The following is a 14752-nucleotide window of genomic DNA, read 5'->3' on the forward strand; positions in this document are numbered from 1 at the left end:
GTACCCTCAAAAAGTTTAACTTTTTGGGGGTGCCTTAGATTTCGAACAAAAACCTGGGCTACCATCTGGTTATTGTATCAACCTTGACACAGTATTCCTGCTATGCTATAATGACTTTTGGTACTGCATTTAAGCTTAATTATATACCGAACAATAAGACTTGAACCACGAAATACACTATTATCAAGTCAAAATATTTTTTTAGGAGGATAAAATTGAAAGGGAAGAAGAAACTTAATACTATTGAAGTGCGCGTTATTTCGGGTGCTTTGTCGATGTCTATTATTGCATCTGCATTGTCATTTAGAGGAGCGTCTGTGAGCGATGGAAGGAATTATTCAGAAGTAATAGCTGCGGAAAAGGAAAGTAATACAAAAAATGTATTAACTGAAAATTCAACTATTTATAACCTTGGAAATGGAAAGCACAAGGCTGTATTATATGGAACGGATGGATATGTTTATGAGGGTGCTAATACAGATAAAGATGTATCATTTCCGAGAGAATTATCAAAAGAATCACCTGTGATAACTGAATATGATGAATATAAAGCAGGTCTTGCATATAAGAAGAATGATCAAAGTGATCAAGAGGAGAGTTCTGATGAAAAAAAATAAGCTTAATATTATATTTTTTGTAGTTTTATCACTGCTTGTTTGTAGTATTACAGAAGAAGCGAGCATATATGCCAAGAGTGTATCATTAAGATGTAAAGCTGTAAAGATTGTATTGGGTCAAACCAAGACTATTGAGATTAAAGGAGCAAATAAAAAACAACTTAAGAAAGCCAAATGGTCAGTTAAATCAGGCAAGAAGTGCATAAAAATCAAGGTATCTAAATCCAAAGCATCTATAAAAGTGACAGGTAAGAAGACAGGAAAAGCTAAGGTTTTGTGCAAGGTTGCAGGCAAGAAATTGGTATGCAAGATAACTGTGAAGGCAGTAAAGAATAAACCAAACAAACCAGCTGTAACAGCTACAACACCTGTGAACAAAGCAACTCCTGTGCCAGTGGCAACTTTGGCTCCAACACCACAAGCAACGATAATGCCGGTGGAATCTGAGCGTCCAACGCATGTTCCAACAGAGGATAAGTTGATGGCTGAACCAGCTAAGTGTACAGAATTACCAATAATGGATGAGCAAGGCTTTCCTATTGAGAGAATTGGAGACTATGTAGGATATTATTTTTATGGTACTAATATTCTTCGATCTGATATAGAATTATTGACTTTTTCGTCAAAAATAGATGTGCCAAGTGATGCAATTGGTCAGATTGATGTATCTGCCAAACAGAACAAAAGTGTTATTGCATGGTATACGGATGTTGATAAAGACGATTATTATGAGATGACAATAGCTCAGGATGGTGGTGTCATAGCTAATGAAGACTCATCATACTTTTGTAGCGAGATGATAGAGATAAAAGGTTTGGAAAACCTGTATACTGATAATGTTAAAGATTTGACAAGGGCATTCTATGAATATATGCCTGGCAATAATGAAGGTAGTGAATACTTGGATCTTGGAGATTATTTTAACACATCGAAAGTAGAAATTTTTGATGAAATGTTTGGACGAACGGGAAGCATCTTTACTAGAGTTACTATACGTCTTGGAAAACAGTTTGATGTTGGAAACTGTAAGTCTGCAGAACATGTTTTTTTTCAAGCCCTAAATAATAAGATAAAAAGTATCATAGTTTCAAACCAAGATGTTGAAACATGGGTATTGAGTAAAAAGCCATGGGCTGAAACAACGGTTGTCTTAGAGAAAGCGTGACAATAGTTCAATTGCAACAGTTATCATGCCTGATGGAAGAGACAAAACATTAAAAGCCGGAGAGATAGTTAAAGTAACAATTGAGTGATAGCTCAAAAAAATGTAGATGGAATAATCTCTCGGAATCTTGAGTGATTATGATTAACTTGGTTGACAATGAACATTGAAAAGTGAATATTATTCGAAAAAGATAAAAAAAGACATGAGAAATAGACATAACGATTGTCGCTATGCCGGGAAAGGGTGTATAATCCAATTAGGATTATGCCGTTTGTAGAATCAACTTTCTCAGGGCAGATTCATAGGGCATATCCCACGCATCAAGATGTTGTAGCATCATGATGTGATATAGGCGGCAGTACCACATTTTAGTTGAGCGGTGTCTGCCGTCTTCTAATTTAAAGTCTAATTTCTCACGTTTATTGGAACGTTCTGCAGAGGTCCTTGCATTAAATTCTGTTTTCCAATCCTCACTGTCACGAGGCGGTATGTTGATCAATCTTGGATTGTCCTTCATGGCAAGGTGTACTGTCCTGCCATATTTTGAATCAGAGCAGGGATGCTCACAGGAACAGCCGTTTTTTCTGCTTGCAAGTGGACATCTAAACTTTAACCGGTGCTTAGATGGCTCACAGCCGTCATGATTCATACGAAGGCCTTCTTTACAGACAGGAATACCGTCTTTACCGATAGTAAAGTCGTTTTTGTATCTGACATTGATGCCGCGTTTTTCATTCAAGTCAATAAAAGGTATGATGTTTTTATGCTTACAGTATTCATAGATAGGCATTGCGTCATGGGCGGAATCTAGGAGTAACTTTGTAACATTGAAATCCGGAAGAAACGACTTCATTCTAAAAAATGTTTCCAGAAATCCATGGGAATCATGTTTAGAAGCAGGATTTAATAAAGGGAAAACAGGAAGGTCACTCTCAGAATCGGATGCAACTAGCATATATAAATCGTATCCGTGATACCAGCAGTTTCTGGAAGAATCCCATCCAATGTCACAATCAGGCTGGGAAAAAAACCTGTCGCAGTTGCAGTTAGAAATTCCTTTTTCAGCACAGTTACAAATACGGTGTGTTCTCATTCTGTGAGAAGTAACAAAAGGAGTGCCGTCACCTGCGATAGATAAGGAATTCTTATTGATTAATCCTTTGGAAACAGACACATCAAGGAACTGTTTTTTATATATTTGAAGCATGGAATAATAAGGCTGTTGTTCAGAAACAAAAACAGTGTCCTCAAGCTGAGGGAGAAGTTCGGCAACGGTGATTTTTTCAATGGATTCGGCTTTAGCCCCTTTTGTTCTAGGTTTCTTCACCTTGTTTTTTACAGGGTGGATATGAGAAGAAAGGTTGCTGTCATCAGAATCCCATAAACGGTTAAAAAAATCATAAAAAGTACCAACACCCGGAGTATCGCCTACTTCAAAACCACTTAGGATAGCATACAAGGGATTGATTTTAAGTTGGGCAGACCATTCGGTCAAAGAAGTAACTTTAAAATCAATAGATAAAAGATAGGAGCGTTGCATACAGGATGGAGTTCTTGGAGCAGGTCCAAACTTGGAATATTTATCAGCTAAAATAATATCCGTTTCAGAAAGGTCAAGATGCCAAAAGCGTTCAATGATGTCCCAGGTAGATTTAGCAAGGGCATCAGGATCAGGATAATATTTACGAAGATTAGAAACAACAAAGTTCTGGTAGTCTTCATGACTGCCGCAATTAACAGGTAACATAAAATCGCCTCCACATTGAAAAATATTTGCCGCCGCAAGCGACGGTTTCTTACTAATCAATAGGCGCGAAGCGCCGCATTTTTTGCGGTATTTGTCAAGTGTTTTTTGCAAAAAAAGTGGGGGATTTTATAAAAAATGGAATCCGAAAGCCTTATAAATAATGGCTTAGAGATTCCGAGAGATTATTGGATTTAAAGGAGGATGAATTAATGCTATTTAATAAATATGTTAATAATAGGTTTATGGTTAGATTATTTATATTATCGTTGATATGTGGGATGTTATATAACAGCGATATATCAAATGCCAGGGCAGTAGTGCTAAATCATAAAAATATTAAAGTAAATATTGGAAAAACAAAAAAAATAATGCTCAAAGGAGCAAATAAAAAACAACTTAAGAAAGCCAAATGGTCAGTTAAATCAGGCAAGAAGCATATTAAGATCAAGATATCTAAGTCAAAAGCCTCAATAAAAGTGACAGGTAAGAAGACAGGAAAAGCTAAGGTTTTGTGCAAGGTTGCAGGCAAGAAGTTGGTATGTAAGATTACTGTGAAGGCAGCGAAAAGCAAATCAATCAAACCAGCTGCAATAGCTACAACACCTGTGAACAAAGCAACTCCTGCCCCAGTGGCAACTTTGGCGCCTACACCACAATCAACGACAATGCCTGTGGAATCTGAGCGTCCAACGCATATTCCAACAGAGGATAAGTTGATGGCTGAACCAGCAAAATGCACAGAATTACCTAGAATGGACGAAAATGGTGGAGCCATAGAAAGAGTAGAAGGATACGATGCATATTATTTTTATGGTACGAATGTGTTGCGATTTGACATTGAAACATTGACATATTCATCTGTTATTGATGTACCTAAGGATGCTATTAATCAATTTGACTTATCAGAAAAGCAGAACAAAACTGTTATTGCATGGTATACAGATAGGGATAGTAATAACAAATATGAAATGACTATAGCCCAGGATGGAGGTGTTATAGCAAATGAAGATTCATCGTATTTATGTTGTGGAATCTCGGACATTCGAGGTTTTGAGAATTTATATACAGAAAAGATAAAAAATTTGACTAGAGCATTTTATCAGTACAATCCAATGACTCACGGAGATTTGATGTTGGATTTAGGAGATAATTTTGATACATCCAACGTTGAAGTGTTTGATGGAATGTTTGAAAGAGTTGGTTCTATTTTTAGAAGTCTACAAATTAGACTTGGTAAAAAGTTTAGTGTAAGAAGTGCAAAGTCGGCTGAATGGATATGTTATTATGGCCCCTATAATCATATTGATAGATTTATTGCACCAAACCGAGAGGTTGCAGATTGGTTTTTGAAAAATCAGCTAAGTTATTCTGTCGTTGTTGAAGAATAAGTTTTGCACAAATTAGTGTCTATATCACAAGCAATGTTATAAAGGCAAATGCGGTACCCTCAAAAAGTTTAACTTTTTGGGGGTACCTTAGATTTCGAACAAAAACCTGGGCTACCACCAACTTTCTGTAAACATTGATATGTGCAACATTATATGTTATAATACGCCTAGTGAATATTTGGGATAGTGCATAATAGAAGACACTTAGTCGAAGTGTGATATCCTATAGAGGGGAATATTTTAATGGATAATGATATGAAACTTGTGGTAAAAGGTGGGACCGGTGAAATTGTAGAGAAGAAGTCTCGCTTTATTGCCAATGTTTTTCCGGTGGAAAGTGAAGAAGAAGCACTGGAGATTATATCTAAAATGAAGAAAAAGTACTACGATGCTAGGCATAACTGTTTTGCCTATACGGTTGGAGATGACAGAGAGGTTGAGCGCTGTAGTGATGATGGAGAACCGTCTGGTACGGCGGGCAGACCGATGCTTGATGTGATTTTGGGAGAGAACTTGTACAATGTACTAGTTGTTGTAACCAGGTACTTTGGCGGGACGCTTCTTGGCACAGGGGGACTGGTTCGTGCTTATTCTGAATCCACTAAGGCAGGTATTGCTGCATGCGAGATGAAAACAAAGGTCAGAGGATTTTCGTTTGAAGTTGGAATTGACTATAGCCTAGTGGGGAAGATTCAGTATATCGCTGAGATGGCAGGTGCTGTTGAAGTTGATGCCCAGTACGGTGAGAGAGTAAACTTTCGATACAATATTCACAAGGATAGTGCCGCTCGCTTTGAAGCTGATATCATAGAGAAAACAGGTGGCAAATGTGAGCTGGAGAAGAGTGAAGAGTGCTGGGTGGAAGTATAGGGAATATGCGCTAAAGTTGCGAGGTGAAACGTTTGAATATTTTTGAATATATGGGAGAAAAAAATAAGGAAAAAGAATCTCCGCTGGCGGCAAGATTGCGTCCGAGGAGTCTGGATGAAGTAGTGGGACAGCAGCATATTGTTAGTCCGGATAAGATGCTTGCAAGGGCAATAAGGGCGGATAAGTTGACTTCTGTAATCTTTTATGGACCGCCGGGAACCGGTAAAACTACGCTGGCAAAGGTGATTGCAGCGACGACAAAGGGATATTTTCGTCAGATAAATGCCACTTCTGCAGGAAAGAAAGATATGCAGGAAGTAGTGGAAGAGGCAGAGCAAAACTTTGCCATGAACAATCGCAAGACAATCCTATTTATCGATGAGATTCATAGATTCAACAAGGGACAGCAGGATTATCTATTGCCTTTTGTGGAGGACGGGACTATTATCTTGATTGGCGCAACCACCGAGAATCCTTACTTTGAGGTCAACGGAGCGCTGATATCCCGGTCGATTATTTTTGAATTAAAACCACTTGCTATAGATGATATTAAAATGCTCATAACCCGTGCAATTACCGATGTTGAGCGAGGTCTTGGAACTTATAATGCATGTATTGATGACGAGGCTTTGAACTTCTTGGCTGATGTGAGCGGTGGCGATGCCAGGAAAGCTCTAAATGCCGTGGAGCTAGCAGTTCTCACGACACCAAAAGGGGATGATGGCAAGATTCACATCAACCTTAGCGTGGCCGAGGAGTGTATCCAGCGCCGAAGTGTCCGATATGACAAATCCGGCGATAACCACTACGACGTCATATCTGCATTTATCAAGAGTATGCGCGGCTCAGATCCTGACGCAGTCGTCTATTATCTTGCCAGAATGTTAAATGCCGGCGAGGACATCAAGTTTATCGCACGCCGTATCATGATTTGCGCTTCAGAAGATGTGTCCAATGCCGACCCAAACGCCCTAGTAGTAGCAACTTCGGCGGCTCAGGCGATTGAGCGCCTGGGAATGCCGGAAGCCAGGATAGTGTTGGCGCAAGCAGCTCTTTATGTGGCCTGTGCCCCAAAAAGCAATTCGTCTATTATGGCAATTGACAGCGCACTTGAATATGTGAAAAATAGTCCGGAACACGGAGTTCCATCGCATCTCCAAGATGCTCACTACGGTGGTGCTGCCAAGCTTGGTAGAGGGATTGGTTATGAGTATGCCCACGACTTTCCGGAACATTTTTCTACTCAAAACTATTTGCCGGAAGAGATGCAGGGCGTGAGTTTCTTCGAACTAAGCGATCAAGGCTATGAAACCCGCCTCGCAGAGAGGATGAAAAAACTGAGAAAAATGAGGGAAGAATCATGAATTTACCAGAAACATTTCTTGTGGAGATGAAGAGAATACTTGGAGATGAGTATGAGGCTTATCTGTCCACCACGGAGGATACTAGGCAGTATGGGCTTCGCGTCAATACTTCCAAGATTTCCGTCGAAGAATTTAAGCGCATCGCGCCCTTTCCAATCCGCAAGATTCCATATATATCCAATGGATTCTACTATGACGAGGAAAGCCAGCCGGCAAAGCATCCATATTACTTTGCGGGGCTATATTATTTACAGGATCCAAGCGCGATGACTCCGGCGTCCCGACTTCCGATATCCAAAGGAGACAGGGTGCTTGATTTGTGTGCCGCTCCCGGCGGAAAAGCCACAGAATTAGGCGCTGAACTGGATGGCACGGGACTTCTCATCGCCAATGATATCAGTGCTAAGCGCGCCAAGGCACTCCTCAAAAATATCGAGCTTTTTGGCATCAAGAACAGCCTTATAACAACCGAATACCCAGAGGCGCTTCGCCCTGATTTCATGAGCTTTTTTGACAAAATACTCGTGGACGCTCCTTGCTCCGGCGAGGGCATGTTTCGCAAAAGCCCATCGATGATAAAGGCATGGGAGAAAAATGGTCCGGAATTTTACAGCAAGCTTCAAAGAGAAATTCTCGACAGCACGATACCGATGCTCCGCGAAGGAGGTATGCTTCTCTACTCGACTTGCACATTTTCCCCAATTGAAAATGAGGGCACAGTGGAATATGCATTGAGCTTGGATGATTCTCTTGAACTTATCGATATCGAGGGATATGAGGGCTTTAGAAAGGGTAATCCGGAACTAATCAATAGCTCGGATAAGTCAATAGAAAAATGCGTGAGAATATTTCCTCATAATGTGGACGGCGAGGGACACTTTCTGGCCCTATTTCATAAGCGTACTACGGCGGAAATGGCTGGCTCAGAGGCGATGACAATCGAAAACGTGAGCAGTAAAAAATCAAAAAAAAAAAATGATATATTAGGGCCGCTTAAAGGCGAGGATCGCGAGCTTGTCGGAACATTTTTGAAAAATATTAAAAGTGAATTTGAAGGATATCACCTTCAAAACAAGAATGGTATGGTTTACTTGATGCCAGATGAATTTACAAAGTCCATAAAACTTCGCTTCCTCAGAAGTGGGTTGTTTTTGGGAGAAATCAAAAAGAAGAGATTTGAGCCAAGCCAGTCCCTGGCAGTGGCGCTTAAGAGTTCAGAATACGCGCATCTGCTAGACCTGGCATCGACCGACCCACGAGTGGAAAAGTACTTGAAGGGTGAGACTATAAATATCGAAGAGGGAGAACGTGATGCAGCCGGTGAAAAGGGCGCATGGGTACTTGTTTGTGTTGACGGATATCCTCTTGGTTGGGGGAAGAATACGGGCTCGACCCTGAAAAATAAGTACCACCAGGGATGGAGAATGAAGTGATAAATGAGGTATAATTATGAATATTTCAATAAATGATTTGCGTGGATGGAATAAGGAAGATATAGTATTTGTGGATATTAGAGGCGAGATTTCTTATAATCATGGTCACGTAGACGGCGCAGTGTCTTTGGAAGATGTAGCTATGGCCGACGAAGTGATTCCTCTTGACAAAACAAAGAAATACGTAGTCTATTGCACCTATGGCAAGAACAGCAAGCCAATTGTGCATGCGCTGAGAGATGCGGGCTACGAAGCATATAATCTCGAGGGTGGTTTTAGAGAGTGGCTCAGGCAAAATGCGGAGAACTATGATGAAGACGAATTGATCAGGTACGATCGCCAAATCATCCTCCCACAGATCGGAAGTGAAGGCCAGCTAAAACTCAAGAATGCCAAAGTGCTAATTGTGGGGGCAGGTGGCCTAGGCTCCCCCGCAGCATTGTATCTTGCCGGAGCCGGTATCGGACAAATTGGAATAGTCGATGCCGATGAGGTTAGTATGACTAACCTCCAAAGGCAGATTGCTTTTAATGAAACTATGCTTGGCGAGAATAAGGCCGCGGCAGCCAAAAAAGTGCTAGAAAGATTAAATAGTAAGATTAAGATTGTGACGTATTCAGAATATTTGACCCCGTCAAATGCTGAGAGAATTATTTCTGAGTATGATTTTGTAGTGGATGGCGTAGATAATTTTGAGACAAAATTCTTGATAAATGACACCTGTGTTCTATTAAAAAAGCCATTCACACACGCAGGAATTCTTAGGTTTGATGGTCAAGTAATGACGTACGTACCGGGAGAGAGCTCCTGCTACAGATGTATATTTGAAGAAATCCCAGACAAAGGTAGCGTCCCAAACTGCTCTGAAGCCGGTGTCATCGGTGCCATGGCCGGAACTATCGGCAGCATCCAAGCCCTCGAAGCAATCAAGTACTTCACCGGCGCGGGAGAACTCCTTACCAACAAAATGCTTGTCTTCGATGGCTTAACAATGAATACCCGAATTGTAAAACTCCCAAACAAGAACCCTAATTGTCGCGTTTGCGGAGAACATGCGGATATAAAAGGAATAAAGGAAAATGCGGGGGAGTATACCATGGAGGGTTGCGCATTGTAATATCGTATATTGAAAATCACACAGACTTCCCCAAAAAACTTGATTTTTTGTTCATTGTCCTATAAAATAGGAATGAAAGATAATAACATGGGGTTTTATCCCTATTTGGAGATATGGAGAGAAATATGGACGCAAACAAATCAGAAAATAGATTTGAAATTGATGTGATGGTTGATGGCAAGACTCTCAGCAAGTTTTTGTTGAGAAACAATTATCGTGGAATGTCGGGATTGACAGGTATATTAATTAGTGTGGCGGCTTTGGTTGGGTTGATTCTTTTTTGGAATAACTTGATTATAGCCCAGAAGATTCTTTTGTTTGGATTGATTGGATTGTTTCTAGTAGTTCAACCAATTACATTGATTATCAAGGGGCAGGCGCAGCTTAAGACGGAGGCGTTCAAAAAGCCATTTCACTATGAATTTGGTGAAGACAAGATGACGGTCACTAACGTGGTTGGGACTGTCGATGTGGAGTGGAAAAATGTTCGCAAAGTTGTTGCGGATAAAGCGGCATTGTATATTTATATGAATGCTGTTTCTGCGTTTATATTGCCTGCTACAGAATGTGATGGGAAGTTTGATGAGATTGTTGAATTTGTAAGAGAGAAGACGAAGGACAACTAACATGATTTATGAGAGTTTAAGTGAAGCTGACACTTTTGGTGTTGGTAAAGAGATGGCTGAAGCTATAAAGCCTGGAGCGATTATCCTTCTGGAGGGGGATTTGGGAGTTGGCAAGACTGTGTTTACGAAGGGGTTTGCTGAGGGGCTAGGTATAGAAGAGCCAATTACCAGTCCGACATTTACAATTGTACAAGAGTATAGAGAGGGAAAGTTACCGCTTTTCCATTTTGACGTGTACAGAATCGGGGATCCTGAGGAGATGTACGATATAGGATATGAGGAATATTTTTTTGGTGAGGGAGTATGTATCGTGGAGTGGCCTTCCATGATTGAGGAGTTGCTTCCGGAAAATGCCATAAAGGTACGAATTTCAAAGGATTTTGAAAAGGGCTTTGACTACAGAAAAATCGAGGTTGACGAATAATGAAGATATTAGGAATAGATAGTTCAGGACTTGTGGCAAGTGTTGCGCTTATGGTAGACGGGGTGATAGTGGGTGAATATACTATTCACAACAAGAAGACACACTCTCAAACGCTGTTGCCTATGATCGACGAGATGTTGGAGATGGCACAGGTTGATATAGGCGAGATTGACTGTGTGGCAGTGAGTGCCGGACCCGGATCATTTACGGGGCTTAGGATTGGAGCGGCAACTGCAAAGGGAATTGCTTGGACTTTGGGTGTGCCCGTTGTGGCAGTTTCGTCGCTTATGAGTTTGGCGGCCAATATAGCAGAAGAGGGTAGGATAGTTTGCCCTATTATGGATGCTAGAAGAAGTCAGGTGTATTATGGAATATATAGAATTAATCGGGGAATCCCGGAGGTTATAGTGGAACCGGATGTTGTTCCCGCCACGGAGGCAGCCCGAAAAGCTGCGGATATTGCCGATGGGGAGAAATGTCCAATTTTTCTGGGCGATGGAGTGCCTGTTTATGAGGAACAGATAGGTAAAATGTTCCAAGGTGCAGAATTTGTTCGTCCAAGTAGGCGTTATCAAAATGCTGTTTCCCTGGTAGAGTTAGGAGAAGCGTTGTATAATCAGGGAGAGTATGTGAGTGCTGCGGAGTTTGCGCCTGTTTATCTGAGAAAATCTCAGGCGGAGAGAGAAAGAGAAGAAGCACAAAAAGGGAAAGAGAAGAACTGACAGGAGGAAAAGATGTTAGATGTTTGTCTGCTTGGATGTGGAGGAATGATGCCGTTGCCCAAAAGGGCGTTGACGGCGCTTATGCTCCGCTACAACGGAAGCAGTATGCTTATAGATTGCGGTGAGGGGACGCAGGTCAGCGTTCGAAGCCAGGGGTGGAGTTTTAATCCAATTGATTTGATATGTATTACGCATTTTCATGGCGACCATATTAGTGGACTTCCTGGACTTTTGCTATCTATGGGAAATGCAGATCGCACTGAGCCGGTGACCATTATAGGGCCCAAGGGATTGCGCAAAGTGGTTAATTCAATACTGATTATAGCCCAGAGGCTCCCGTTTGAGCTGCATTTGATAGAGTTTGAAGGGGACAGTTTCCAGATGGATTTTAAGGGCTATGACATTAAGGCGTATAAGGTGAATCACAATGTACTCTGTTATGCATATACTGTGGAGATTCACAGAAGTGGCAAGTTTGATCCGACCAAGGCTGCGGCCAATCAAGTGCCGATGAAGGCTTGGAGTAGACTTCAGAAGATGGAAAATGTTACGATAGATGACAGGGAATACACACCGGACATGGTTCTTGGTCCAACAAGAAAAGGAATCAAGCTATCGTATTGTACCGATACTCGTCCTACGGAGGATATCGTCAGTTACTCAGAGGGTTCTGACCTCTTTATATGTGAGGGAATGTACGGCGAAAAAGAGAAGATTGCCAGCGCCAAGGAGAAAAAGCATATGACAATGTATGAGGCAGCAGAGCTTGCCGCCAAGGCGCATGTGTCTGAATTGTGGCTTACTCATTATAGCCCATCTTTGTTTAGGCCTGAGCAGTACAAGGAAGAGGTTCGGAATATTTTTCCTGGGACTCGATTTGGCAAAGATAGGATGTTTCGCGAGCTGAAATTTGAAGACTAGAGAGGCATAGGGGACAAGGAGGTGATAGGATGCAGGAAGATAAGACGAATGAAGTGCCAGATAGGAGATTGAATAGAGACGAACAGGTCCGTAGCAGATTGGACCGAGGGGTTCGAGTGGAGAGAACGGGTCGCATGGGACGACGCGTTGCTTCTGGTGCAGATAATTCCAGCAATCCTAGAGCTTTCGGACCGGGTGGATTTAGGCCCGGGGGAGATGGTCTTGAAAAGAGGCCTGACAAGCCCAAGAAAAAGGGGAGTTCTGGCTTTTTTAAGCGTTTTGCCGATGTCAGAATATTTGCCTTTGTCATTTGTTTGATCGTGATTGGAGTAATCATCGCGTTTTCGAGACACAAGAAGCAGACGGTCAATATAGAGAGCGATACCATGGCTGCAACGGAGGTTCAAAAGCTGATTAATAAAGATTTGGAGCTGGCCTATCCGGCCACGCCTTCGGAAGTTGTGAAGCTTTACTCGCGAATCAGCCAGTGTATTTATAATGATAATATCACGGATGAGGAGCTGGGACAGGTTCTGGATCAACTTAGAAAACTTTATAGTTCGGAGCTTCTAAGCGCCAATCCGAGAGATACACATTTGCAGAATATTTCCGCTGAGAGAAAGCGGTTTAAAGAAGATAAAAAGCGACTTGTTAATTACAATGTCGATAAAAATAGTTCGGTAATTTATAAGGAAATTAACGGACAGGAGTGCGCCTATCTCCAGATGTATTATTTCATGAATTGGGGCCGAAATTACGGCAAAAGTTATCATGAATTTATCCTGATAAATGAGGGTGGAAAATGGAAAATACATGTATTTCGACGTAAGGTTGAGGAGAAAGAGCAGAAAACAGAGGAAGAAGAGGATACCAATGACTAGCGATAATATAACTTTACTTGCAATAGAATCGTCATGCGACGAGACTGCGGCAGCAGTTGTCAGAAATGGAAGGCAAGTTTTATCCAATGTGATTTCTTCACAGATTGACTTGCACAAACTATATGGCGGAGTGGTGCCTGAAATCGCTTCGCGAAAGCATATCGAGAACATTAATCAAGTTATAGAAGAAGCGCTCACCGAATCAGGCGTTGCGCTTGCTGATATAGATGGTGTGTGCGTAACCTATGGTCCAGGGCTCGTAGGTGCGCTTCTTGTGGGAGTCGGTGCGGCTAAGGCAATCAGTTTTGCGGCGAAGAAGCCGCTTATTGGAGTGCATCATATCGAGGGCCACATTTCGGCAAACTATATCTGTCATCCGGATTTGGAACCACCTTTTTTGTGCTTGGTGGTTTCCGGCGGTCACAGTCATCTGGTAATTGTAAAGGACTATGGCCAATATGAAATCCTCGGAAGGACTAGGGATGACGCGGCAGGCGAGGCATTTGACAAGGTGGCTAGGTCCATCGGCCTTGGTTATCCGGGCGGTCCTAAGATTGATAAGCTTGCACCATCTGGCAATCCAGAGGCCATATATTTTCCTCGTGCGAGTGTGGAGAATGCGCCATATGACTTCAGTTTCAGCGGTGTTAAGTCGGCCGTTCTCAACTATATCAATGGGTGCAAGATGAAGAACGAAGAGTACAATCAGGCTGATATTGCAGCGTCATTTCAGGATGCAGTGACGGACGTTCTGGTAGATCACACAATCCTAGCGGCTCACGATCATGGCATCTCTAAGATTGCCATGGCAGGTGGTGTGGCATGTAACAACGGTCTTCGAAGAAAAATGGTCCGCGCTTGTGAGAAGGAAGGCTTTTCTCTCTACTATCCCGAACCGATATTCTGTACGGATAATGCCGCAATGATTGGTGCAGCTGGATATTATGAGTATATCTCTGGAAGGAGAGATGGTCTTGATCTCAATGCTATTCCCGGACTCAAGTTGGGAGAAAAGTGATATACATGGTATTTTGAAAAAAAAACTCCAAAAAATTTAAAAAAGTGCTTGACATAAGGACAGTGACTTTGGTATACTATACTAGTGACTGACGCATGGAGAGGTATCGAAGTGGTCATAACGAGGCGGTCTTGAAAACCGTTTGTCCGAAAGGGCGCGTGGGTTCGAATCCCACCCTCTCCGTTTTGGCTTGTAAGATTTTCTTGCAAGCCATGTTTTTTGTAATAATGATTAATATAGTCTTTGGAGAAGTACCCAAGTGGCTGAAGGGGCTCCCCTGGAAAGGGAGTAGGTCGTTAATAGCGGCGCGAGGGTTCAAATCCCTCCTTCTCCGTAAAAAAAACAGATCGCGAAAGCGGTCTGTTTTTTTTCGGAGAAAGGGAAGAACCCGAGCGCCGCGTACGGCGCGGGCAAAAGCACCGAAGCGCCGCCAGTGGCGGAAGAAGCGAGGTGCTTTTG

Annotated in this window: 14 protein-coding genes and 2 tRNA genes; 15 read left to right on the forward strand and 1 reads right to left on the reverse strand. The window is 42.0% G+C overall.

Features of this window, described 5'->3' with window-relative positions; translation table 11 throughout:
• The first annotated feature begins 215 nt into the window (after positions 1 to 215).
• Complete coding sequence (locus tag L877_RS0110345; protein WP_026836008.1) at positions 216 to 617, forward strand: hypothetical protein; 402 nt, start codon at positions 216 to 218, stop codon at positions 615 to 617.
• Positions 604 to 1782 (forward strand): hypothetical protein, encoded by a 1179-nt coding sequence (locus L877_RS0110350; RefSeq protein ID WP_026836009.1) that lies wholly within the window; start codon positions 604 to 606, stop codon positions 1780 to 1782. The genes L877_RS0110345 and L877_RS0110350 overlap by 14 nt, the downstream gene beginning before the upstream one ends.
• Positions 1783 to 2044: 262 nt before the next feature.
• On the opposite strand, the gene L877_RS0110355 is transcribed toward L877_RS0110350, so the two are convergent.
• Positions 2045 to 3589 carry a hypothetical protein gene (locus L877_RS0110355; RefSeq protein ID WP_242837150.1) on the reverse strand — a complete coding sequence of 515 codons (1545 nt, stop codon included), beginning with the start codon at positions 3587 to 3589 and terminating at the stop codon, positions 2045 to 2047.
• A gap of 149 nt (positions 3590 to 3738) precedes the next feature.
• On the opposite strand from L877_RS0110355, the gene L877_RS0110360 reads away from it, so the two are divergent.
• The 13 genes from L877_RS0110360 to L877_RS0110420 all read left to right on the forward strand — a co-directional run bounded on the left by L877_RS0110360 (position 3739) and on the right by L877_RS0110420 (position 14627).
• A complete protein-coding gene (locus L877_RS0110360; RefSeq protein WP_026836011.1) occupies positions 3739 to 4917 on the forward strand; it encodes a hypothetical protein in 1179 nt (392 codons plus the stop codon).
• 243 nt (positions 4918 to 5160) lie between these two features.
• Positions 5161 to 5787 (forward strand): YigZ family protein, encoded by a 627-nt coding sequence (locus L877_RS0110365; RefSeq protein WP_026836012.1) that lies wholly within the window; start codon positions 5161 to 5163, stop codon positions 5785 to 5787.
• A 32-nt stretch (positions 5788 to 5819) separates the two neighbouring features.
• On the forward strand, positions 5820 to 7151 hold the full coding sequence (locus tag L877_RS0110370; RefSeq protein WP_026836013.1) for a replication-associated recombination protein A: 1332 nt from the start codon (positions 5820 to 5822) through the stop codon (positions 7149 to 7151).
• Positions 7148 to 8584, forward strand: a complete 1437-nt coding sequence (locus L877_RS0110375; protein WP_026836014.1) for an RsmF rRNA methyltransferase first C-terminal domain-containing protein — start codon at positions 7148 to 7150, stop codon at positions 8582 to 8584. The genes L877_RS0110370 and L877_RS0110375 overlap by 4 nt, the downstream gene beginning before the upstream one ends.
• A 16-nt stretch (positions 8585 to 8600) precedes the next feature.
• Complete coding sequence (gene moeB, locus L877_RS0110380; protein WP_026836015.1) at positions 8601 to 9701, forward strand: molybdopterin-synthase adenylyltransferase MoeB; 1101 nt, start codon at positions 8601 to 8603, stop codon at positions 9699 to 9701.
• 125 nt (positions 9702 to 9826) lie between these two features.
• Positions 9827 to 10327, forward strand: coding sequence for a YcxB family protein (locus L877_RS0110385; RefSeq protein WP_026836016.1), 501 nt, complete (start codon positions 9827 to 9829; stop codon positions 10325 to 10327).
• 1 nt (position 10328) lies between these two features.
• Positions 10329 to 10751, forward strand: a complete 423-nt coding sequence (gene tsaE, locus L877_RS0110390) for a tRNA (adenosine(37)-N6)-threonylcarbamoyltransferase complex ATPase subunit type 1 TsaE (RefSeq protein WP_026836017.1) — start codon at positions 10329 to 10331, stop codon at positions 10749 to 10751.
• The gene (gene tsaB, locus L877_RS0110395; protein ID WP_026836018.1) at positions 10751 to 11473 is read left to right on the forward strand and encodes a tRNA (adenosine(37)-N6)-threonylcarbamoyltransferase complex dimerization subunit type 1 TsaB; all 723 of its coding nucleotides are present in this window, start codon (positions 10751 to 10753) and stop codon (positions 11471 to 11473) included. The genes tsaE and tsaB overlap by 1 nt, the downstream gene beginning before the upstream one ends.
• A gap of 12 nt (positions 11474 to 11485) precedes the next feature.
• The gene (locus L877_RS0110400; protein WP_026836019.1) at positions 11486 to 12394 is read left to right on the forward strand and encodes a ribonuclease Z; all 909 of its coding nucleotides are present in this window, start codon (positions 11486 to 11488) and stop codon (positions 12392 to 12394) included.
• A 29-nt stretch (positions 12395 to 12423) separates the two neighbouring features.
• Positions 12424 to 13275: a DUF6715 family protein gene (locus L877_RS13690; RefSeq protein ID WP_026836020.1), complete on the forward strand. Its 852-nt coding sequence runs from the start codon at positions 12424 to 12426 to the stop codon at positions 13273 to 13275.
• Positions 13268 to 14293, forward strand: a complete 1026-nt coding sequence (gene tsaD, locus L877_RS0110410; RefSeq protein ID WP_026836021.1) for a tRNA (adenosine(37)-N6)-threonylcarbamoyltransferase complex transferase subunit TsaD — start codon at positions 13268 to 13270, stop codon at positions 14291 to 14293. Before L877_RS13690 ends, tsaD begins: the two co-directional genes overlap by 8 nt.
• 97 nt (positions 14294 to 14390) lie before the next feature.
• Positions 14391 to 14476, forward strand: a tRNA-Ser gene (locus tag L877_RS0110415).
• Between the two features lie 62 nt (positions 14477 to 14538).
• A tRNA-Ser gene (locus L877_RS0110420) sits at positions 14539 to 14627 on the forward strand.
• Positions 14628 to 14752 lie beyond the last annotated feature (125 nt).

It is taken from the genome of Eubacterium xylanophilum ATCC 35991 (assembly GCF_000518685.1).
GTDB classification, from domain to species: domain Bacteria; phylum Bacillota; class Clostridia; order Lachnospirales; family Lachnospiraceae; genus Eubacterium_F; species Eubacterium_F xylanophilum.